Origin of the sequence: Shouchella xiaoxiensis, from assembly GCF_016907895.1 — a bacterium.
In the GTDB taxonomy this organism is placed as follows: domain Bacteria; phylum Bacillota; class Bacilli; order Bacillales; family Bacillaceae_D; genus Shouchella; species Shouchella xiaoxiensis.
This window is the reverse complement of sequence record NZ_JAFBCV010000002.1, coordinates 202,044-225,416: the sequence shown is the minus strand read 5'-3', so window position 1 is coordinate 225,416 and position 23,373 is coordinate 202,044. Positions and strand designations below refer to the sequence as shown.

The following is a 23,373-nucleotide window of genomic DNA, read 5'->3' as shown; positions in this document are numbered from 1 at the left end:
TTTTATTGTACGTTTCTATTGTACCATAGACAGGTTCAGACTAAAAAAAATCACACTCAAAAAGAAGTTTCCGCTACGCGGAAACTTCTCCTTATTCTTCATCTTGCTCAACGCTAATAATAACGGTTTGTGTATCTCGGTCAAGCAACTCAAGCTCAACACCATTAACAACAAAGGATTCAACACCAAACCCGTTACCGATTCGGATATTAACCGCTTCTGATCCGGCAACATCAGGCTCAAAGTCTTGGTCGTAATTAGGCGCGTTATCTTCAAGAATTGTACTTGTATTATCAACATCACGTACGCCCACAAAAGAACCATCTGACATCGTAATCACAATTGACTCGATTGCCTCTGCATTCGTTAATGTAAACGTCTGTACTTCATTTGTCGCTTCGTCAAGAACAAGCTCAGCTTCAGCACTCGGCTCTTCTTCATCACCCGCAGGTTCTTCCTCTTCTTCATCCGTTCCTGCTGGGTCTTCTGTTTCATCAGGCTCAGCAGACTCATCTTCTTCGTCATTGCCAGTTGCCGAGTCATGGGTATTCGATTGTTCGGTTTCACCTGTATTACCGGTGTTTTGATTGTTATCGTCATCGGTATTCCCAAAATAATTCCATGCTAGCACCACAGCAAGAACGATCACACCAATAATTAAGACAGGGATTAGAATACTGGAAATGGAGCGACGTTTGTTCCCACCACTTGATGTCGGTCGTTGTTTCGCCTGCACAGACTTCGACCGTTCTGTACGGGAAGGCAAGTCAACCGCTTCATTTTGTGGATTAGGCAGTTCGTTTTTGTACGTTGCAATCACTTCATCGGCATTAAGACCAATCGCCTCTGCATAGGTCTTAACGAACGCTCTGGCATAAAAAATGCCTGGCAGCGTATCAAAGTTTCCTTCCTCGATCGCTACCAAATACCGCTTTTGAATTTTTGTTGTACGCTGAAGATCATCAAGCGTGATCATTTTTTCTTCACGTACTTGTTTTAAATAACTACCTAGTTCTGACATTTTTACACCTACCTACACATGCTTTAACTAATATCAAAGGAAGAGAATCCAGGCTCAACTACATCATACGTAATTTCTTCGTTGTCATCATTTCGCAGTTCAATAATGCAATCAAAGTCTTCCAATTCGTATTCTGTTTCACGAATAAAAATGTCTGGATGCTCAACCACTTTTACAGCTGGTAAACGCATAATATCATGCACCAGCATTCGATGCTTTTCCGTAGCTCGCATCGTGGAGACAATGCCATCAATAATAAAAATATTATCACCGTGCATTTCATCGTCTGCCAGTTGGCTTCTAACCGTTTGGCGAAGTAAAGTAGAAGAAATAAAAGACCAACGTTTATTTGCACAAACGCTTGCAGCGACGACTGATTCCGTTTTGCCGACGCGCGGCATCCCGCGGATTCCAATTAAGTAATGCTCATCTTTTTTCATCAATTCTGCCATAAAATCAACTAGGAGACCAAGTTCTCTTCGAATGAAGCGGAAGGTTTTTTTCTCAGCTGCATTCCGCTCAATATAGCGACCATGCCGAATAGCTAAGCGGTCACGAACACGAGGTTCGCGAAACTTCGTAACGGTCACGCTCCCAATTGTATGTAAAATCGCTTTAAACCGCTTCACACTGTCATCATCCGTACTTCTGAGTAACATGCCCCTGCGCGTATCATCAATGCCATTAATCGTGACGATATTGATTGAAAGCATACCAAGAAGAGAAGAAATATCCCCAAGTATTCCTGGCCGGTTTTCATGTAACTGGTACTCAAAATACCATTCTTTCACCGTGCCACTCCCTTTCCACAACAAAAAATTGACAAAAACAGCTAATCTTCTTGGCTCTATGATATAGGATTCACTTTTAAAAGGAAAGCATTTTCCTGTGTAAAATCATTTTACTAACAGAAAAAAACTGCTTGTTCGGGTTACGAACAAGCAGTCAAACTTACTTATGACCAACTAATTTAACCATCATGTTTGCAATGGCATGCTGCTCTTTTTCGTCGGCTACTTTCCAAAGCTCAGCAAGAACACGTTCTTGCTCATTTTTTGGTTCCACTTGCTCTGCTAAATATTCACCGACTTGATAAGCGACATCGCTGACAATTTCTTCGTTCATGCCTTCGTGTTGCGCTTGATCAAGACGGCCTCCTAAAAATTCTTTCCAGTGATCCCAGTTGTCTAATACTGACATGTGAACCCCTCCTTTAAATTTTAAAAAAAGATTCACCTGTAGTATGCCTATTTCTGCAGCCGTTATGCATTAACAGTGCCAGCCGCCATTAACGGAAAGAATTTGGCCATGGATGTAGGTTGCTTTCTCACTTGTTAAGAACTGGATAGCGTTTGCCACTTCATGCGTTTTCCCTAGTCGTCCAACTGGAATATCATCGGCAAGCAACGCCAGCTCTTCTTCCGAAAAAACCGAAAGCATGTCGGTCTCAATCGCACCTGGGGCAACGGCATTTACTCGAATGCCACTCCTGCCGACTTCCTTTGCCATGCTTTTCACAAAACCATTAAGCCCACTCTTCGCTGACGCATAGACGCTCTCCATACTCGCACCTTCTAATCCCCAAATGGACGACACCATTACAATGGCGCCTTTATGGGTACGGATCATGTCTGGCAATAGCGCTTGCGTTAGCTTTATTGGACTCGTTAAATGCACGGCAATCAATCGCTCAATCTCTTCTACTTGCATGTCTTGAAGCAGCATTGAGGTTGCGTGACCAGCACAGTAAATCATCGTGTCTGGGGGAGCTGGCAGTTGAGCAATTAATTTATTTACACCATCAGCTGCACCAAGATCCGCTTGAACAAGGAGATGATCACAGGAAAGTTGCTTGCTCAGCTCTTGTGCCTTTGTTTCATTTTGATTGTAGTGAACATACATTTCAGTTGTGCTGTTAGCAAGGGCAAGACAAACGGCTTGCCCAATCCCTCCAGTTGCTCCTGTTATTAAGACATTGCCCATTTACGCCTCGTCTTTAACCGTTACAACCGTCTGCTGTTCCGCTAAAAAGTGTTCATGAAGCACCGTCTCCAAGTCTTTTGCTTCTAATGATTCAAGCACTGGCAACACGTCAAATAAGTTCATGTCGTTAAAACGATAACGCGTAAATTCATTTGCAATGAACTCTGGGGAATTAAGCGCCCGTAAAAACGTCCCAATTTTCTTTTTTAGAGCACGGTTGGCATCTTCAGCAGACAATGCACCTTGTTTAAACGTCTGAATTGTTTCTTCAATCTTTTGTTTTAGCTCTTCTGGGTGCTGCGTATCTCCGCCAATGATCGAAAAGCCAAATCCTTTCTCGGCTGTAAAGTCAAATGAAAAGGAATCATCGATATATCCATTGTCATAGAGTTCTTCATGTGCTTCAGAGCTCGGACCGAACATTAAATCAAGCAGTACATTAATCGAAAGCTCATACTTTAATAGCTCTTCGCCTTGGCGGGTAGGTTGCTTTTCTTTAAATCCGACAAACAGTTTCGGTGTTTGAATGGGCATGTTTATCTCGTGATTTGCTTTGTGTGAACGGCTGCCCTCGTCATCGACGCGACGATCAATTTCTGTTGGTTCAGCGAATGTTTTTGCTGCTTGATTTTTCTTGACTAACGCCATCATTTCCTCTGGCTCAACCGATCCTACAATGAATAAGAGCATGTTATTCGGATGATAAAACGTTTCGTAGCATGTATATAGATCTTCTTTCGTAATTTGATTAATGGATGGTATTGTTCCCGCAATGTCAATTTTGACGGGGTGAGATTTATACATGTTTTCAATCGTACCAAAATAGGCGCGCCAGTCAGGGTTATCATCATACATCGTAATTTCTTGAGCAATAATGCCTTTTTCTTTCTCAACTGTTTCATCTGTAAAATAAGGATGCTGAACAAAATCCAAGAGCGTTTCCACGTTTTCATTCACATTGGTCGTACTTGAGAACAAATAAGCCGTGCGCGTAAAGCTTGTAAACGCATTGGCAGACGCTCCTTGTTTTCCAAATGTATGAAACACATCTCCTTCTTCACTCTCAAACATCTTGTGCTCAAGAAAATGAGCAATTCCGTCCGGAACTTGAACAGGCTCTGTTTGACCAAGGGGGACAAAGGCGTTATCGATCGAACCGTATTTTGTTGTAAATGTGGCAAATGTTTTATGGAACCCTTTTTTCGGCAAAATATAAACGTCCAAACCATTGTCTAATTGCTCGTAGTATAGCGTTTCTTCTAATTGTTTAAATTCAATTGGCTTCATTTGCTTCATCCTCCCCTTTCAAAAAGTAAATGGTGTCAAGCTCCCACTTATTAACTGCTGCCACAACCGACTCTTTCGTAACCGCTCGAATGCCCTCAATCCGCTCTTCAATTGATTTAGCATAATTGGCAACGACTTCATGATACGTTAATTCAGCAAAGCCACGAGGTGTATCAATCGCTTCAAGCGCCTGATTGATTAACATGCCTTTCGCTTGCTCGACGTCTTCTGCTGTGAAGTCACCTGCTTTCATCGCCTCGACCTGTTCCTTAATGATTTCAACAGCACGATCATATTTATCAAACTCAATGCCGGACATAACCATCAACACACCTTTATGACTTTCGATCCTCGAGGCAGCGTAATAAGCGAGACTTTCTTTTTCTCGCACATTGATAAACAGTTTAGATGATGGAAACCCGCCAAAAATAGCGTTGCCGACTTGAGCAGCTTCGTACGCTTCATCACTGAACGTTGTATGTGTACGAAAGCCCATATGAAGCTTCCCTTGCTTCACTTTCTGTTTATCATGAACAGTCTTCACCGCTTGAACCGCCTTACTCTTAACTGCAGCCGGAGTTGGAGCTTGCTGAGCACGTGTTTCGGTGAACAACTGTTTAACCGTGCTCGTCACTTCTTCCTTATCAAATGCACCAATAACAAACAGGTCAAAGCGATCGTTTGCAAGCATGTTTTTGTACACATCATAGATCTTTTTTTCATCGAGATTGTTTAAGTCATCAACCTTGCCGTAAGCAGGTAGACCATAAGCTTCCCCGTTAAACATCTCTTCTGTAATTCGCACGTTTGCGTAGCGCATTTTATCATCATAGATGGAATCAATCCGTTGCTTTAGCGACCTTTTCTCTTGTTCTACGACTGTCGTTTGAAAGCCGTTATTTTCCACTTTCGGCTCATAAAGTATGTGATGCAATAAGTTAATTGCTTCTTTTATTAAGGGTGTTGCCGTGCTTAAAAAGCGATCAGCAGCGATGTCGATTCGAAACGTCATCACTTGCTGTTCCCCTTTTTTTTGCACATCAGTGGAGAATGTTGCACCGTACATATCATCAAGCTTCTGTTTGAGTTGCTTGCGGTTTTTGTATGTTGTTGTTCCACCTTGGAGAATATGCGGAATAAGCGCTTTTGCCGTAAGCGTTTCTTCATCAAGTGGTGCTTTTGCCATTAATAAAAGCGTAATTGTTTTAAATTTATCCGTTTCCCATAAATGCATATGCATTCCGTTCAGTTCACTGGATTCTACTTGTAATTGGACCATGTGCATCTCCTTCATTACCGTTTTTTTCAAATCGTTCATTACACGTTTCTTATTAGGATGTCGCCTCTTCATCGGTTCTATTCCCAATTAATACTTCACGCGGCTTGCTGCCCTCATAGGGACCAACAACGCCTCGCGCTTCCATCTCGTCAATGATTCTTGCTGCACGTGTATAACCAATGCGGAATCGGCGCTGAAGCATGGAAACAGAAGCAGTCCCAATCTCAATCACTAAATCAACCGCATCACTATAAAGTTCATCTTCCGGTGGTGCAGAAGATGTTTGTTCTGTTGAAGGAATCATCTCTTCTACATATTGAGCTTTTTGTTGCGATATGACATAATCCACAATTTTTTCTACTTCCGAATCTGAAAGAAAGGCACCTTGGATGCGCGTCGGTTTGGTTGCGCCCATTGGTAAATAAAGCATATCGCCACGTCCGAGCAATTTTTCAGCCCCACCCGAGTCGAGAATCGTACGGGAATCGGTTTGTGAAGATACACCAAATGCAATTCGTGAAGGAATATTTGCTTTAATGACACCAGTGATCACGTCAACTGACGGGCGCTGTGTGGCAATAATCATATGAATCCCTGCGGCACGTGCCATTTGAGCGAGACGGGCAATGGAATCTTCTACATCACCAGAAGCAACCATCATTAAGTCGGCAAGCTCATCCACAATCACAACAATATAAGGCAGAACGGCTTGTTTTGCTTCATTCTGTTCATTTTGGCGACGAATCAATTCATTGTACCCTTCCATATTCCGCGTACCTGAATGGGAAAACAAATCATAGCGTCGCTCCATCTCAGCCACGACTTTTTTAAGCGCTTGTGAAGCTTTTTTAGGCTCTGTAACAACGGGTGTTAATAAATGAGGGATACCGTTGTACACATTGAGCTCGACCATTTTAGGGTCGATCATCATTAGTTTCACTTCGTGCGGCTTCGCTTTCATTAAAATGCTTGTAATAATGCCATTAATACAGACACTTTTTCCGCTTCCTGTTGCTCCTGCAACGAGCAAGTGCGGCATTTTGTTTAAAGGAGCGAGTACTGGCTCACCTGAGATATCCCGACCGAGACCGACCGATAGTACTTCGTCTTTTCGATCAATTGCACCACTTAACACTTCTTTTAAAGAAACAATCGCCACTTCTTGGTTTGGCACTTCGATCCCAACAGCAGATTTTCCAGGAATAGGTGCTTCGATCCGAATATCTTTTGCAGCAAGCGCCAACGCTAGATCATCTGCTAAATTTACAATTTTACTAACCTTAACGCCGATATTAGGATGCACCTCATACTTCGTTACAGCAGGTCCTAAATGCACTTTTGAGACACGTACCTTCACACCAAAACTCTCGAGCGTTTTTTCTAGCTTTCGAGCATTAGAAGTTAGCTGTTGCTTCTCTGTTTTTTGATCTGGTTTCTCAGGGGTAAGCAGCAAGTCCATTTCTGGTAATTGATATGCTTCATTCGTCGCCTGATCATCAATTGACTGAGTTGGCAGCATGTCTATTTCTTCTGAGTTTGTGTCTACTTCCTCTTTTGCTGGTTGGTGCGTCTGCTTCGGTGCATCTTGTTTCTCAACCGCTGGCACCTCATGTTGCGTAAAATCGACGATCTCAGGTTCTTCTTGTAGTTCGTCTTGATACACTTCTTCTTCCGCGCTTCGCGGATTATCCATTACAGCCGCTTTCTTCTTCGTTCGTTCCTGTTTTTCTTTTCGTTCATCTTCCATTTTGGACCTTGCCTGGTTACGCCACTCACCAACGTCTTTCCACGTCGATGTGATAAAATCACTAATAAATAAATATGTACGACGATACACTTTACCAAGAATATCCGATAATGAGCGCCCTGATATAAGAATAATTCCGATAATCACTAAAATGATACAGAGTAGATAGGTACCGGCACTTGCAAATAAAAAGTGACTAACGGCGTATCCAATTGCGCCAATCATTCCTCCGCCTAAATCTTCGGATTGACCAGTCGTTAACTCTTGCCAAAACAATGCCCACGTTCCTCTTATGACGGATTGGTCCGTAATCGCATCGCTTAATGACAGTTCTCTAAACAAACTAACATGGCCTATAATCGCCAGTGCCAAAAAGATCGTATAAATACCGCTTAATTGCCTTGTCCACAGCTTTGGCTTTTTTCGCTTAACCATAATGTATAGCGCAACAAAGAGAAATCCGAGCGCCAACAATACAAACCATTCACCTAAAAAGAAACGAAACAATCGAACGAGCGCTTCACCTACACTGCCTAACCGTCCGAGCGTGACAACAGCAACGACGAGTAGACCAAGCCCTAGCAATTCGTATGTTAATTGTGATTTCCATTGATTCTTTTTTCGCTTCTTTCGTTTTGCCATTTCGTCACCCTCTAGATCATACTCGAACAAGCAGTCTGAGTGCCAGACTGCTTGTTCTAAAGTTAGATCCAGTATAACATATCTGTCTTTTATATGAGGTGATCAGCTCTTAAAATTGTGCCAGGCATATACTCAGGTTGTAAAAAAGCATTCGGGTCACTTGATAGCAAGCGGACAATTCGATAGTGTCCTTCTGGCTCTTGCTGTACAAGCAACTGACCGGCTTCACAAGGAATTGTTTTTTGAGCTTCATACACCGATTGTTCTTCAGGGAAAACTTGTTCAACTGGCATCGTTGTGTATAGGATCATTGGATAACCTCATTTGGTCGTTGTTCCTCGATTAATTGATTAAGCTTCTTAATGGCTTGCCCAATTCCACCAACCTCATTAATTAAACCGTATTCAACCGCATCCGTCCCAATAACGTTCGTCCCAATGTCACGTGTCAAGTTGCCTTTTGAGAACATCAGCTCTTTAAACTTTTCTTCCGATATACCTGAATGATTTGTGACGAAGTTAATGACGCGATCCTGCATTTTATCCAAGTATTCAAATGTTTGTGGAACACCAATAACAAGCCCCGTTAAACGAACTGGATGAATGGTCATCGTTGCCGTCTCAGCGATATAACTATAGCTAGCGGCCGTTGCAATGGGAACTCCAATTGAATGCCCCCCGCCAAGTACCAGCGTGACGGTTGGTTTCGAGAGGGAAGCGATCATTTCGGATAAAGCTAGACCAGCTTCAACATCTCCACCGACGGTATTTAAAATAATTAACAATCCTTCGATCTTCGGATTTTGTTCAACGGCCACGAGCTGCGGAATCATATGTTCATATTTCGTCGTTTTGTTTTGTGGCGGAAGCTGCATATGGCCTTCTATCTGTCCGACTACCGTCATGCAGTGAATGTTAGAAGGACCCATTTCCGCAACGCCGGTCTGTCCAAGAGCTTGAATCTTTTCAACTAGTGAACTTTTTTCTTCTTGTGGCTTTTCCTTTGGCGCGTCTGGTGTTGGCTGCTGTTCATTACTCATCTGATCCACACTCCTTATGAATATAGACGTTAGTATGGTCTTGTTCGTTTTTAATATGTGCCTGCAGAAGGAATCAAAAAAACTCAACCTACCTTCTGTAGGTTGAGTTCGCTTTTATACTTCCATGATAATCGGCAGAATCATCGGACGTCGCTTCGTTTTCTCAAATAAGAAACGGCTTAGTCCTTCACGAATATTGCTCTTTAAACTTGACCACTCACTCACATTCTCCGTAACAGATTTCTGCAAAATTGCTGTGACAAGTTCATTGGATTTTTCAAGTAATTCCTCTGATTCACGGACGTAGACGAAACCACGAGAAATAATGTTTGGACCAGAAACAATCGTATTTGTTTTTTTGTTTAATGTAACAACAACAACAAGTATTCCATCTTTTGAAAGCAGTCGGCGGTCACGTAAAACAATGTTGCCAACATCGCCAACACCAAGACCGTCAATTAAAACGTGACCAGATGGTACTTTTCCACCACGACGCGCTTGGTTATTCGTGAATTCAACGACTTCACCTTTTTCAACAATGTAAATACGTTCCTTTTTGATGCCAACTTGGAGCCCAAGCTCGCGGTGAGCATGCTGCATCCGAATTTCACCGTGTATCGGTAGAAAGTATTTCGGTTTCATTAAGTTTAACATCAGCTTTAATTCTTCTTGCGAGCCGTGTCCAGATGCATGAACTGCTTGGCTACCGTAAACCACTTCTGCGCCAATACGATGGAGCTGGTCAATTACCGCAGACACGCTTTTTTCATTTCCGGGAATGGCCGAAGCCGCAATGATAATCGTATCATCGGGTGTAATCGTAATGTGGCGGTGTGCTCCACGTGCCATCCGCGTTAAAGCAGACATCGGTTCCCCTTGACTACCTGTTGTTAAAATAACTACTTGTTCTGGTTTTAAGCGGTTTACTTCATCAATATCGATTAGTAAGTCCTTTGGCATTTTTAAATAGCCAAGCTTTGAAGCAATGGTAATGACACGAACCATGCTTTTTCCAACTACAGCAAGCTTTCTTCTTGAAGCAACCGCCGCATGAATGACCTGCTGCAAGCGGTGTACATTTGAAGCAAATGAAGTGACAATCAAGCGACCTGAAGTTTTTGCAAACACATCAGTGATTCCTTGTCCAACTTCAGATTCTGATTTTGTCGTGCCTGGGCGCTCTGCATTTGTTGAGTCTGATAATAAACATAAAACGCCGCGCTGGCCAATTGCAGCCATCTTGCCTATTTCTGCATGCTTGCCGTCAACGGGTGTTTGATCAAATTTAAAGTCACCTGTATGCACAACGGCACCTTGTGACGTCTCAACACAAATCCCGACGCAATCAGGTATCGAATGACTTGTTCTGAAGAAAGACACCGGCGTTGAGCCGAGCTTGATTCGCGAGTTACAATCAATTAAGCGAAGCGTCGTTTGCTTATGGATTCCTGCTTCTTTTAATTTTTCCTCAACAAGTCCAAGCGTTAATTTCGTCCCGTAAACAGGCACATTTATTTTTTTCAATACATACGAAAGACCACCGATGTGATCTTCGTGGCCGTGGGTTAATAAAATTCCCCGCACGCGATCTTCGTTTTCAACTAAATAGGTTACGTCTGGGATGACGATGTCGACTCCAAGCATATCGTCGTCAGGAAACATTAAGCCTGCATCAACAATGATGATGTCCTCGTCCACTTCAACTCCATACATGTTTTTTCCAATCTCTCCAACGCCGCCAAGGGCAAATACCCGTACTTTTTCTGTTTCTTGCTTAGACACTGAATTATCCTCCTATTACAACATCAAACTGGCATCTTACCATTATCGTTGTTGCTTATTTTCGTTTTATTTGTCACGTTTTACGTATCACGCGTATCTTAGGTTAACTGGAATGGCCACCAAACGATGCCAAACAACAGCGTTACACTCCTTTGAACATTCTCCTCAATCATAAAATGAAGCGACCGTGGCGCTTATTTTTAGAAAACGTCTAATTCGTAGAACACTAAAAGGAATATAAGCTGCATTTGCTCGTATTGTTCCGATTCAATACAATGAACTATTTATACTGGTGGCTTCCAAGCCTACCTTTACCCGAACGCATCACTTGAGACTTAGTATACCTTAATTTTCTAGTTAAAAACAAGAGGATTCCTTGTCCACGGGTGTGAGAGGAATAAAAAACTCCGTTAAGTCGCGACTTAACGGAGTTTTTTATTTATTCCAATGTGTTTAACGCTAAATCAACGCGTGTTTTTTCTTGAGCAGTAATCGGTTCGAGCGGCAGTAAAACGTCGCCTACATCGATTCCTCGTTGTTTTAAAGCATATTTGACACAAATCGGATTCGGTGCTAAAAACATTGCCTTCATGACGGGTAGGAGCTTGCGATGAGCTGCAGCAGCTTCCAAGTGCTGTCCACTTTGATAAGCTTGAATCATCGCTTGCATTTCTGCACCTATAACATGAGAAGCCACAGAAACAACGCCATCTCCACCTAACGCTAGTATTGGTAATGCTAAAGCATCGTCTCCGCTGTAAACGGCAAACGTCTCATCTGTATGCTCGATAATCGTTGCGATTTGTTCTAAATCACCACTCGCTTCTTTAATCGCGACGATATTGTTCACTTTTGCAAGCTCAATCGTAATAGGGGCTTCCATATTTATTCCTGTTCGCCCTGGCACATTATAAAGCATCACGGGTAATTCTGTACATGCAGCAACAGCTTTAAAATGAGCAAGCATGCCTTGCTGAGACGGTTTGTTGTAGTACGGGGTAACAACCATTATGCCATCCACACCGGTTTTTTCAGCCGCTACAGTTCGCTCAATTGTTGTTTTTGTACTATTTGTTCCTGTTCCAGCAATAATCGGCACACGATTGTTTGCATGCTGCACACAAAAGCGAAACAAGTCGCTGGATTCAGCTGCTGAAAGCTGTGGGGATTCGCCGGTTGTTCCAGCTACCACGAGGACATCTGTCCCGTTAGCAATCAAGTAATCTATTAAACGTGCACAAGCTTTGTAATCAATTTTTTCTTCAGTTGTAAACGGCGTAACCATTGCTGTCCACAATGGACCAAAGTTTTCAATCGGTTTCACAACTAGCGCCTCCAATAAATCGGAATTAAGCGATGACTTCGTTTAATTGAAACATGTTGTGGAGCGCATTAACGGCTCTTTCCATATCTTCGTTTTTAACCAACACCCATATAGTCGTATGGGAATCAGCTGATTGCAAGATTTGGACGTTTGCTCCACTCAAGGCAGAAACAATTCGTGCTGCTACGCCCGGAACACCTGTCATACCTGCACCAACAGCAGATACTTTTGCACAACCTTTGCGCAGTTCGGGCTTATAGCCTAAGTTCCGCAAGACTGCCTCCGCTTCTTCCGCGTCGTCATCCTGTACAGTGTACGTGACTCCACTCGGGCTAATATTAATAAAATCAACACTAATCTTGGCTTTTGCCATTGATTTAAATACATTTTCTTGCAAATCAAGCTGCCCTTCTTTTACGCCTACTTTAATTTGCGTGACGTTTGCCACATGAGCAATTCCTGTAATCATTCGTTCACTCACGTCCATTCCATGAGAGGTTAAACCAGATGTGACAAGGGTACCTTCCGAGTCTGAGTATGTTGAACGAATTCGCAGGGGAATTTTTGCCTGCATCGCAATTTCGACTGCCCGGGGATGGATGACCTTCGCTCCCTGGTAAGCCATATTGCAAATTTCATTGTATGACATGGTTTGCAACGCTCTTGCATCATGAACGATGCGAGGATCAGCGGTCATCACACCTTCAACATCAGTGAATATATCAACCCATTCGGCATGAATCGCTGCACCAAGTGCGGTTGCCGATGTATCGCTTCCGCCTCTACCAAGTGTTGTCATATCGCCTGACTGAGACTGGCCTTGAAACCCGGTTACTACAACTACATCAACTGCTTCAAGTGTTTTTAGTAAATGCTCACACTTCATTTCTTTAATCTTTGCATTTTGAAATTCTTCATTGGTGCGGAATCCTGCTCTTGCCCCGCTCATTGCTTGCGCTTGAACTCCGTGAGAATTAAGCAACTCGGAGAAAACAACAGCTGAAATCGTTTCTCCACAAGAAACGAGCAGATCTTGTTCTCGTTTTGTAATATGAACCTTGTTTACAAGGGAAAGCAACGTGTCGGTTGCGTAAGGGTCACCGCTACGCCCCATCGCTGATACAACAACGACGACTTTATAACCGTCATTTACTGCTTTTTGCACATGGCGGACGGCTTGAAGCCTCGTCTCCGTTGATTTAACAGACGTTCCACCAAATTTTTGAATGATTGTTTTCATAATCTACGCTCACTTACCCAACAGGTTCAGCTTAACGAGACTTTCAGCAATTTGCACCGAATTCCAAGCTGCCCCTTTTAATAAATTATCAGATACAATCCAAGCATGATAACCATTGTCACGATCTAGGTCGCGACGAACTCGGCCAACAAATACATCGTTTTTGCCAACTGAGGTAGTAACCATTGGATACAATTGTTCAGATGGGTTATCTTGTAACGTCACACCTGGCGCATCGGCAAGCATTTGCTGAATGTCCGTGACGCTTGTGCCACCCTTGTTTGTTTCAAAATAAACCGACTCAGAATGACCTGTTTCAATCGGGAGACGGACGCAAGTTGCAGCCACTTCAAGCTCAGGCATATGCATAATTTTCTTCGTTTCATTAATCATTTTCATTTCTTCAAATGTATAGCCGTTCTCTTGGAACAAATCGATTTGCGGAACCGCATTAAAGGCAATTTGATAATGCTTTTTGTCGCCTCCGACTGGTAACACTTCAGCCTTAACCGGTTCGCCATTCAGAATGGCTTTTGTTTGATGTTCCATTTCCTCCACTGCATCTAACCCTGCTCCGGAAACAGCTTGATACGTTGATACGACAACTTTCTTTAATCCCAGTTCCTGACGAATTGGCTCAAGTGCAACAACCATTTGGATCGTTGAACAGTTTGGGTTCGCAATCACCCCAGTGTGATTGTGTAAATCTGCTTCGTTCACTTCAGGCACAACAAGGGGTACGTTTTCGTCCATACGAAACGCACTTGTATTATCAACACATACAGCCCCGCGCTTAACCGCCTCTGGAATAAGTGCTTTAGATACAGACCCACCTGCGGAAAACAAAGCAACATTTACATCAGCAAACGATTCTGGTACTGCCTCTTCTACTGTATAGGTCGTTCCTTTAAATTCAATCTGCTTACCAGCTGAGCGTTTCGAAGATAAGAGCTTTAAGCTCGCAATTGGAAACTCTCTTTCTTCCAACGTTTTAAGCATCTGTTGTCCTACTGCTCCAGTTGCTCCTACGATTGCTACATTATACGCGTGTTTATTCATCGTTCTCTTCCTCCCTTAAGTTCAGCACTCTATCTCTTTTTGTCCTCTACTAAACTTTACGGGATTTGGCGTTCTTACGCAACTGTCCGAAGCCTATTTTTATTTTTGGTAGGAAAGAACGGGCTGTATTTGCTGGCCATTCATCGCTGCTTTGGCTGCTGGAATCAGTTGATCCATGTGGGCAACCAATGAATTTGGCTTTTTTATATGGTCATCTTGACCGTAAGGCACAAAGAAGATGTTTTTTGTAGCCATAAGCTTCATAATGTTGACGCCGTTAAGACCAAGGCCGTCATTTGTCGAAATCGCAAGCAGTACAGGTTTCCCATTGCGCAACGTTGATTTTGCGCCCATTAAAACAGGAGAGTCTGTCATTGCATTCGCAAACTTTGAAATGGAATTGCCCGTCATCGGTGCAATAATCATCAAATCAAGCGGTGTTTTTGGACCAAAAGGTTCTGCTTTCACCATTGAATTGACGAATGGCTCTGGCGTAATACTTTGCAATTTTTGCATCCAGTCGGCACTGTCACCAAACTTGGTGTCGGTTGTTTCAACGGTATAAGTCAGAAAGGGGGTCACTTTTGCCCCGAGCTTTACAAGTGCTTCAATCTGCGGATATGTCGCCTCAAATGTACAATGAGAGCCTGTTAAACCAAACCCAATATGCTTTCCTTCAAACATCCTATTCGCTCCTTTGTTTATGATTGAATTTGTTCCAGTAATAAATCACTTAACACGTTTGCTAAAATTTTTCCGGCTGTTTTTGGGGCGACCATCCCTGGTAGTCCCGGGACGAGCATCGCTTTTAAACCGCGTTTTTCCGCGTATGTTAAGTCAATTCCTCCAGGTTTTGAAGCTAAGTCCAGTAAGAACGCGTGTTGCTTCATTTCCGTCAACACATTTGCCGTCACCACTTTAGCAGGAATGGTATTAATCACAATATCCATCTCCGATAGTGCTTCTTTTGCGCGATCAATTGAAAAAGGTCTCATTCCAAGCTCAAATGCGCGCGCCAACAATGCCGACTCGCGGACACCAACTGATACATCCGCACCAAGTGATTTAAACGTTTTCGCAATGGTCAATCCAATTCTGCCTAATCCTAGAACAGCAACCTTGGCATGATGAATCGTAGTGTCCGTGTGCTGGATCGCCAGCATCACCGCGCCTTCAGCTGTTGGAATGGAATTATAAATGGCAACATCGTCACGGTTCATTAAAACAGCGATCTGACGTTTTGTTTTTTTCGCCAATTTCTCTAATCGGTCGGACGAAATTCCCGTATAGATCGTACACGTTTCAGGTGTTTCACTTAAATGAATCTCTTCTAACTTTAATTTTTCATTTGAGAAGACACTGTTGATAAAACCATCATTAGACATCCCACCAACAGGGAGTAAAATCGCTTCAGCTGTTCCCCAATCAATCTCTGAGAGCTCTTGTTTGTTTGCACCAATAAACCCATCATTAAGCTGATCAAATCCGACAAGCGAGATTCGCGCATCAAGCGTCGATAGCTTTCGAATGATTTCCAACTGCCTTGCGTCTCCGCCAATCATTACAACGTGAATGCCAGTCAGCATGTTGTTACCTCCCATAAACCAGATCACTTCTATCAAACAATGCATGCGAGTTGATTTATACAGACTCGCTCACTTTAGGCAAATAGAATCTTCTTTCTTTACCATATGACCCGGTAGCATATTCCGTTCCAGCACAAAAAAAGGCCTGCCCCCTAGGACAGACCTTCCGTATCAATGATGATCATATCTTGACCAATCTTTTTAATTTGTTGCCAGTATACCGTTACATCTTTATCTTTACGATTAAATTGATACCACTTTGAGATAGGTACGATAAAGGCGTGAATTTCTCCTGTTTGTTCATTGAAAAGCACATCGGTTTGTCCAAGTACGCCAAGGCGCTCCCCTTTTTCAAAATCAATGATTTCTTTATTGGCAATCTCACTTAATCTCATCTCACTCACCTCTTATCTCATGATATGAGGATCGTCCATAAACTAGACTAGTTGTTGTAAAAAGTCATTGGCATCGTTTCACTTGGAGCAACAATGGATAACGCAGGGCTAACGTTAAATAAGCGCTCTGCTAATTCATTGACATTTTCAAGTGATACACGGTTAATATCATCGAGTAATTGGTCTAAGCTTCGATGCTTTTCAATCATCAATTCGTTCTTCCCATTACGGGTCATTCTGCTGCTTGTACTTTCAAGCCCGAGCATGATGCTTCCTTTTAATTGTTCTTTTCCATTCTCGAGCTCTTTTTTCGTTATTCCTTGTTGTTGAACATTCTGCGTCACCTGAGCCATTGCTTCAGACAGTTTTTCGAGCTGAGTTAACTGCGTACCAGCATAGAGCGTAACGGTTCCGACATGTTCGTAGGAGGAGTGGTAAGAGAAGACTGAATAGCATAAACCTTGATCTTCTCGAATCGTTTGAAACAAGCGGCTTGACATGCTTCCTCCTAGCGTATTGTTTAACAGAACTAAACCAAACATATCTTCCGAACCAACTTCCAGTCCTGGGTATGCTAAACAAAGGTGAGCTTGTTCGGTTTCTTTATAGCGGTAGTTTTGAATCGGTTCAAACCGAGCCTCTGGAACAAGGAATTCTTCCCTGCTTTTCTTTACAGCTGAGAAAAGATCTTCAAGCTCTAAAAGAAGTTGATCGTCGTAATGACCAGAAACAGAAATAACAACACGATCACCTGTATAGAAGCGATCCATGTAGTCATGCAGCTGGTTCTTTGTAAAGGAATCAAGCGTCTCTTCCGTTCCTAATATCGGATTGGCGAGCGTTGCCTCACCAAACGTCGCCTCACTTAATAAGTCATGAACTAAATCGTCCGGCGTATCTTCTACCATCCTAATTTCTTCAAGAACAACATTTTTTTCCCGTTCTATCTCTTTTTCTTCGAACACGGAATTGAAAAACATGTCTTGAAGAACATCCAAAGCAATACGCACATGCTCATCTAATACTTTTGCGTAGTAGCATGTGTATTCTTTTGCCGTAAACGCGTTGACTTGACCGCCAATCCGGTCAAATGCTTCTGCAATCTGCTGCGGACTTCTCGTCTCTGTGCCCTTAAACAGCATATGTTCGATAAAATGAGAGATACCATTCTCATGTAGTCCCTCATTCCGCGAACCCGTTTTTACCCAAATTCCGATCGCAACAGAGCGGACGGTCTCATTTTTCTCCGCCATAATGCGCACGCCATTATCTAGCGTTTGTTTATTAATCACGATTTGAACCCCCATTGATGTCTACTTCCATATTGCGCGGTATTCTGGTTTCATCCATCAGCTGACTGACTGTACCAACTAATAGATTTTTTTGCTTTATCCCCGAAATCATTGCATCGAGTCCGGTTGAGGATGCTTCTGTCGGATGCATTAACAGCATCGAACCAGCTTCCATTTGATTCACAACTCGCTCTACCATAACAGACGGCTCAGGCTTCTTCCAGTCAATCGTATCGACCGTCCATAAAATCGTATGCATATCATGCGCAGCAACTCGATCGATGACTTGCTGATTAAATTCACCACTTGGCGGCGCAAACCACTTCGGTGTTAAGTCTAGTGTCGCTTCAATTACTTCATTCGTTTTAACCAGCTCTTCGTCAATTGCAGCTGCAGATAACGAATTCATATGCGGATGAGAATACGCATGACTGCCAATTTCATGCCCTTCTTCTTTAATCATCAGTGCTAATTGTGGGTTTTTCTTAACCCAAGATCCGTCAAGAAAAAAAGTAGCTTGAACATTATGGTCCTTTAGTACTTTAAGCATATCTGGTAAAAATTCATTGCCCCAGGCGACATTAATTAATAAGGATGTCATCGGTTTGTCGGATAACCCTTTATACGTAGGTGCAGGAGGTAAGTCCGAGAGGTGCAGCTCCGGTTTTGTTTCCTTGAAAACGAGCTTCGATTGGCTAAATGTCCCAGATTCTTTCATCTTATCATAGGATTGTTGCACGTCAACCTCAAGTCCATTATATCCTGGCAATGCCTTCCATACTTTATCCACTCTTGCATCAGTAGCAGGAATATTGACTTGGGACGCATGGTCGGTGATTTCTTGGTAAAGCGGATCTTCTTCTGTCTCAACAAGCATCGTCGCATTTGTTTTAACCGTCTCAATATACTGAAGTGAAAACGGATTTTGAATCGCTCCATAGGCCAATACAGCGACCGAGCAACATAGTACAATATGAATCCATCTTTGTTTCATTTAATCGCCCCCTAGCTAAAAAACATCTCTTAGCATGTCTATGTAGCGAAGGAGGGGACTAGACGTTGAGAAACAAAAAAAGACTAGGAAATCGCCCCAGTCTCTTATCTTTATTCTGTTGCTGCTTCTTCTTTAGCAGCTTGTTCTTTCTCTTCCTTCTCACGTTGTTCTTTTAATAAAACTTTGCGTGACAAGTTTACACGACCTTGGCTATCAATCTCCGTTACGCGAACGTCAATCTCATCACCAATTTTCAGGACATCTTCCACTTTATTCACTCGCTCTTCCGAGATTTGTGAAATATGAAGAAGTCCGTCTTTGCCTTTAAAGACCTCAACGAATGCGCCGAATTTTTCAACGCGCTTCACTTTTCCATGATACGTTTTGCCAACTTCAACTTCGCGAACAAGATCTTCAATAATTTGTTTTGCTTTGGCATTCATCTGTGCATCTAAAGAAGAGATATAAACCGTACCATCTTGCTCGATGTCAATTTTTACATTCGTCTCTTCAATGATCTTGTTAATGACTTTACCACTTGGCCCAATAACATCACGAATCTTATCTGGGTTAATAGCCAAAGTTAAGATCTTCGGTGCAAATTCTGATAGCTCTTCGCGTGGTTTTTCAATTGCAGTCAACATATTATCAAGAATCTTCATACGTCCACGCTTCGCTTGTTCAAGCGCCTGTTCAAGTACTTGACGGTTAATTCCCGAAATCTTGATGTCCATTTGCAGAGCGGTAATTCCAGCAGCCGTACCAGCTACTTTGAAGTCCATATCTCCTAATGCATCTTCCATTCCTTGAATATCCGTTAAGACGGTCATATGCTCGCCTTGTTTAACAAGTCCCATCGCAATTCCGGCAACCGGTGCTTTAATTGGCACCCCAGCATCCATCATCGCAAGCGTACTTGCACAAATACTAGCTTGTGATGTTGAACCATTCGATTCAAGCACCTCAGATACTAAGCGAATCGTATAAGGGAAATCTTGTTCGTTTGGAATCACTTGCTCTAGCGCACGTTCACCAAGCGCCCCATGACCAATTTCACGACGACCTGGCGCACGAATTGGACCTGTTTCACCAACGCTGAACTGCGGGAAGTTATAATGGTGCATGAAGCGTTTTGTTTCTTCGATACCAAGCCCGTCCAAGATTTGCACATCACCAAGCGCACCTAATGTACAGATACTTAGTGCCTGTGTTTGACCTCGTGTAAATAAGCCTGAACCATGCGTGCGTGGAAGCATGTTAATCTGTGAGTCTAGTGAACGAATTTCATCAACACCACGACCATCAGGACGGATTTTATCTACCGTTATGAGGCGACGAACTTCTTCTTTTACAAACATCTGAAGAATGCCCTTCACTTCACCAACGTTAACATCTTCATTTTCCTCATACTGTTCCACTTGTGCTGCAATCACTGCATCAATGGCTTCTTGACGCGCATGCTTTTCAACCACTTGAACCGCTTCTTTTATCGAAGCTTCTGCGGTTTCTCTAAGCGTTGCTTCAAGTTCAGCATCAAACTTTTTAAGCGGAATATCACGCTTTTCTTTACCGCACGCGGCAACGATTGTTTCTTGGAACGCAATCATTTCTTTAATGTTTTCATGGGCAAAAAGAATCGCTTCAAGCATGATTTCCTCAGGTACTTCTTTCGCGCCTGCTTCAACCATGTTGATGGCATCTTTTGTACCCGCAACAACAAGATCAATGTCACTTTCAGCTAGTTGACTCGGTGTTGGGTTTACGACAAACTCTCCGTTTATTCGGCCAATCGTTACCCCGGCAATCGGTCCGTCAAAAGGAATATCCGATACAGATAGCGCAAGGGATGATCCAATCATCGCTGCCATTTCAGAAGAAGCGTTTTGATCTGAACTCATAACAATGCTTATGACTTGTACATCGTTACGAAAACCATCTGGGAATAGTGGACGAATCGGACGGTCGATTAAGCGACTTGTTAATATCGCGTTTTCACTCGGGCGACCTTCTCGTTTAATAAATCCTCCTGGGATTTTACCTGCTGCATATAATCGTTCTTCATAATTGACCGTCAGTGGAAAGAAAGGAAGATCCTTTGGCTCCTTTGAAGCCGTTGCAGTTGATAGCACGGCTGTGTCTCCATAACGAACAAGAACTGCTCCACTTGCTTGTTTCGCTAGTTGTCCCACTTCGACTGTAAACGTGCGTCCAGCCCAGTCAATGGAAAACTCCTGTCGTTCTTGATTCATGACTGTGTACTCCTCTCGTACATCTAAAAAATTCTTCTTTCTTATTATGACCGAATCAGAATAAGTTTAAAAGAGTTATTTCGAATGCTTGTTTGTAAGATTCCTTGTTCATTCATATTCATGAAGAAAAAGCGGGAGAGAATCCCCCGCTTTTTTCAAATCCTATCGGCGTAAACCAAGTTTATCAACTAGATTACGATAACGTGTTACGTCTTTATTACGCAAGTAAGTTAGCAAGTTACGACGTTGACCAACCATTTTCAAAAGACCACGACGTGAGTGATGATCTTTCTTATGCGTACGCAAATGATCGTTTAACGTGTTAATTTGCTCCGTAAGGATAGCCACTTGAACTTCTGGAGATCCAGTGTCCGTATCATGCGTTTTAAAATCTGCAATTAGTTCATTCTTGCGCTCTTGAGTTAATGCCATCAGAGCCACCTCCTTTTTTCTTAAACCCGACTTCTGAGCAGACGTTGGTGAATCGCCCTGCCAAGAACTGGGTCGCGTTCGTAGTAAAACGAACACTTGTTATTATAGTCTTCTAAATGAATAATTGCAAGTAGTTACTAGATCTTTCTTTGCTCGAGCAAAACTCGACTGGTCTGTTCATCTCTAGCAAGCTGTGCTTTAATCTCGTCAATCCCGCTAAACTTTTGCTCATCACGAATGCGATCCAAAAACGTTACAACAACATGTTCATCATAAATGTCACGATCAAAGTCAAAAATATGAACTTCAATTGATGGCTCCGGTAGATCATCAACAAATGTTGGCTTAAAGCCTACGTTCGCCATCCCTGTAAACGTCTCATCACCAAGCGAAAGCGTCACAACATACACGCCCGTTTTTGGAATAAAGAAACGCTCTGTCGGCGAAACATTTGCTGTTGGATAACCGATTAAGCGCCCTCTCGCATCACCATGAATAACGGTTCCGCTTAAACGATAAGAATAGCCAAGCAAGCGCTCTACTTCGCTTACGTTTCCAGAATCAAGCTCGTTTCGTATACGAGTTGAAGAAATTTTTTCATTGTCATCGCTCAATTTTTCAACAATGGTGTAGGTAAAACGTTCTTGCGCAAACTGGGCTAAATCATCCATCGTACCAGACCCTTTCACACCATAAGTGAAATCAAATCCAGCGACAAGATGAGTCACATTTAAATCGACTAAAAAACGATCAACGAACTGCTGTGGCGTCAGTTTGGAAAAATCCTTTGTAAACTCAACCGCATAAACAAGATCAACACCTAAATTCTCAAGTTGATCAATTTTGTATTGAAGCGGTGTTAAATAGCGCATTGGCTTATCGGGACTCCCAAGCACTTCTTTCGGATGTGGATAAAACGTCATAACAGCCGCTTTTATCCCTCGAGTTTGCGCTTCGGCAATTGCACGCCCAATCACTGCTTGATGCCCTCGATGAACGCCATCGAAATAACCAAGCGCCATAACAACTTGATCAGGTGCTTGAACGGTATGTACATTATCTACATTTATTTTAACAAGCTTCACTTCTTCTGCCCCTCCTACAATCCTGCTGACTGACAAAACAGTTTTTCCGGCTTAATGAGTCCTGCTTTGCTCGGGTGTGGCTTATAAAGAGCCAAGCACTCTCCATCCTCATTATAGAACAAAAAAGGCTGTTCTCCAAAGGCTAAAGACTCATCAAGTACGGCACCATTGCGAATTTTTTTTTCTAGATCGCGATTCGCAATTTGACGAGGAAATTGTTCCAGTGCCCGATCAAACGGGTAGAGCAACGCCTGTCGCTCTGCTAAAGACATTTCCTCAAGCGCTTCAAACGTTATTGTATCACTAGACAAAAAAGAGCCCGAGGCGGTTCGCGTTAACTTTGACATATGCGCTGGATAACCGAGAGCTCTGCCAATATCGACAGCCAGCGTGCGGACGTATGTCCCTTTGCTACAGGTTACTTGAAACGCAAAGGAAAATTGTTCGCTTTCGCGCTTAGTGCTATCAATAAACTCCAGTGCATAAATTTGAACGTGCCGCGATGGCCGTTCAACCTCTATTCCTGCCCTTGCATACTCATACAACCGCTTTCCATTTACTTTGACAGCAGAGTAATATGGTGGCGTTTGTGTAATCTCCCCCGTAAACGATTGAAGAACTGCTTTAATCTCCGGTGCTGAAAATTTGTCCAGCACCGGCTTTTGTTCAACAAGCTCACCGTAGGCGTCTTCAGTTGTTGTGGTAAAACCAAGCGTCACCTCTCCGACGTACGTTTTATCAAAATTGGTCATGTACTCAGCTACTTTTGTTGCCCTGCCAATGCAGATTGGCAAGACGCCGTCTACTTCTGGGTCAAGCGTTCCCGTATGCCCGACCTTCTTTGTTTGAAACAGCTTCCGTAGTTTATAAACACAGTCATGGGAAGTCATTCCCCGTGGCTTATGTAAAGCAAGAATGCCTGATGGTTCCATATGAA

The 23,373-nt window shown here is 42.9% G+C and carries 22 protein-coding genes; all 22 read right to left on the bottom strand.

From position 1 onward, the window contains the following. Positions 1-91 precede the first annotated feature (91 nt). The 22 genes from JOC54_RS04540 to truB all read right to left on the bottom strand — a co-directional run bounded on the left by JOC54_RS04540 (position 92) and on the right by truB (position 23,368). Positions 92-1,021, bottom strand: a complete 930-nt coding sequence (locus JOC54_RS04540) for a helix-turn-helix domain-containing protein (RefSeq protein WP_204464758.1) — start codon at positions 1,019-1,021, stop codon at positions 92-94. 23 nt (positions 1,022-1,044) lie between these two features. Next, the gene (locus JOC54_RS04535; RefSeq protein ID WP_035419252.1) at positions 1,045-1,812 is read right to left on the bottom strand and encodes a DUF3388 domain-containing protein; all 768 of its coding nucleotides are present in this window, start codon (positions 1,810-1,812) and stop codon (positions 1,045-1,047) included. Positions 1,813-1,972: 160 nt separating this feature from the next. Beyond that, on the bottom strand, positions 1,973-2,221 hold the full coding sequence (locus JOC54_RS04530; protein ID WP_035419251.1) for a DUF3243 domain-containing protein: 249 nt from the start codon (positions 2,219-2,221) through the stop codon (positions 1,973-1,975). A gap of 69 nt (positions 2,222-2,290) precedes the next feature. Then, the gene (gene ymfI / locus JOC54_RS04525) at positions 2,291-3,004 is read right to left on the bottom strand and encodes an elongation factor P 5-aminopentanone reductase (RefSeq protein ID WP_204464756.1); all 714 of its coding nucleotides are present in this window, start codon (positions 3,002-3,004) and stop codon (positions 2,291-2,293) included. Next, positions 3,005-4,291 (bottom strand): EF-P 5-aminopentanol modification-associated protein YfmH, encoded by a 1,287-nt coding sequence (gene yfmH / locus JOC54_RS04520; RefSeq protein WP_204464753.1) that lies wholly within the window; start codon positions 4,289-4,291, stop codon positions 3,005-3,007. After that, a complete protein-coding gene (gene yfmF / locus JOC54_RS04515) occupies positions 4,278-5,570 on the bottom strand; it encodes an EF-P 5-aminopentanol modification-associated protein YfmF (RefSeq protein ID WP_204464751.1) in 1,293 nt (430 codons plus the stop codon). The genes yfmH and yfmF overlap by 14 nt, the downstream gene beginning before the upstream one ends. A gap of 52 nt (positions 5,571-5,622) precedes the next feature. Beyond that, entirely contained in the window at positions 5,623-7,959 is a 2,337-nt protein-coding gene (locus JOC54_RS04510) for a DNA translocase FtsK (protein WP_204464749.1), read from the bottom strand. Between the two features lie 89 nt (positions 7,960-8,048). Beyond that, complete coding sequence (locus JOC54_RS04505; RefSeq protein ID WP_204464747.1) at positions 8,049-8,270, bottom strand: YlzJ-like family protein; 222 nt, start codon at positions 8,268-8,270, stop codon at positions 8,049-8,051. After that, positions 8,267-8,998, bottom strand: a complete 732-nt coding sequence (locus tag JOC54_RS04500; protein WP_204464745.1) for a ClpP family protease — start codon at positions 8,996-8,998, stop codon at positions 8,267-8,269. The genes JOC54_RS04505 and JOC54_RS04500 overlap by 4 nt, the downstream gene beginning before the upstream one ends. 114 nt (positions 8,999-9,112) lie before the next feature. After that, on the bottom strand, positions 9,113-10,780 hold the full coding sequence (locus JOC54_RS04495) for a ribonuclease J (RefSeq protein ID WP_035419245.1): 1,668 nt from the start codon (positions 10,778-10,780) through the stop codon (positions 9,113-9,115). A 439-nt stretch (positions 10,781-11,219) separates the two neighbouring features. Beyond that, complete coding sequence (dapA, locus tag JOC54_RS04490) at positions 11,220-12,104, bottom strand: 4-hydroxy-tetrahydrodipicolinate synthase (protein WP_204464743.1); 885 nt, start codon at positions 12,102-12,104, stop codon at positions 11,220-11,222. Between the two features lie 25 nt (positions 12,105-12,129). After that, positions 12,130-13,344: an aspartate kinase gene (dapG, locus tag JOC54_RS04485; RefSeq protein WP_035419243.1), complete on the bottom strand. Its 1,215-nt coding sequence runs from the start codon at positions 13,342-13,344 to the stop codon at positions 12,130-12,132. Positions 13,345-13,353: 9 nt separating this feature from the next. Beyond that, entirely contained in the window at positions 13,354-14,403 is a 1,050-nt protein-coding gene (gene asd, locus JOC54_RS04480; protein WP_204464741.1) for an aspartate-semialdehyde dehydrogenase, read from the bottom strand. A 99-nt stretch (positions 14,404-14,502) separates the two neighbouring features. Beyond that, positions 14,503-15,087 (bottom strand): dipicolinate synthase subunit B, encoded by a 585-nt coding sequence (gene dpaB / locus JOC54_RS04475; RefSeq protein ID WP_035419242.1) that lies wholly within the window; start codon positions 15,085-15,087, stop codon positions 14,503-14,505. A 17-nt stretch (positions 15,088-15,104) separates the two neighbouring features. Continuing rightward, positions 15,105-15,989, bottom strand: a complete 885-nt coding sequence (dpaA, locus tag JOC54_RS04470) for a dipicolinic acid synthetase subunit A (protein ID WP_204464739.1) — start codon at positions 15,987-15,989, stop codon at positions 15,105-15,107. A 152-nt stretch (positions 15,990-16,141) separates the two neighbouring features. Further along, positions 16,142-16,384, bottom strand: coding sequence for a YlmC/YmxH family sporulation protein (locus JOC54_RS04465; RefSeq protein WP_204464737.1), 243 nt, complete (start codon positions 16,382-16,384; stop codon positions 16,142-16,144). A gap of 47 nt (positions 16,385-16,431) precedes the next feature. Then, a complete protein-coding gene (locus tag JOC54_RS04460) occupies positions 16,432-17,676 on the bottom strand; it encodes a M16 family metallopeptidase (RefSeq protein ID WP_204464734.1) in 1,245 nt (414 codons plus the stop codon). Next, complete coding sequence (locus tag JOC54_RS04455) at positions 17,669-18,670, bottom strand: polysaccharide deacetylase family protein (RefSeq protein WP_204464732.1); 1,002 nt, start codon at positions 18,668-18,670, stop codon at positions 17,669-17,671. The genes JOC54_RS04460 and JOC54_RS04455 overlap by 8 nt, the downstream gene beginning before the upstream one ends. 110 nt (positions 18,671-18,780) lie before the next feature. Continuing rightward, a complete protein-coding gene (locus JOC54_RS04450; protein ID WP_204464723.1) occupies positions 18,781-20,919 on the bottom strand; it encodes a polyribonucleotide nucleotidyltransferase in 2,139 nt (712 codons plus the stop codon). Positions 20,920-21,081: 162 nt separating this feature from the next. Continuing rightward, positions 21,082-21,351 carry a 30S ribosomal protein S15 gene (rpsO, locus tag JOC54_RS04445; protein WP_035419236.1) on the bottom strand — a complete coding sequence of 90 codons (270 nt, stop codon included), beginning with the start codon at positions 21,349-21,351 and terminating at the stop codon, positions 21,082-21,084. A gap of 137 nt (positions 21,352-21,488) precedes the next feature. Then, positions 21,489-22,436, bottom strand: coding sequence for a bifunctional riboflavin kinase/FAD synthetase (locus JOC54_RS04440; RefSeq protein WP_204464721.1), 948 nt, complete (start codon positions 22,434-22,436; stop codon positions 21,489-21,491). A gap of 14 nt (positions 22,437-22,450) precedes the next feature. After that, complete coding sequence (gene truB, locus JOC54_RS04435; RefSeq protein ID WP_204464719.1) at positions 22,451-23,368, bottom strand: tRNA pseudouridine(55) synthase TruB; 918 nt, start codon at positions 23,366-23,368, stop codon at positions 22,451-22,453. Positions 23,369-23,373 lie beyond the last annotated feature (5 nt).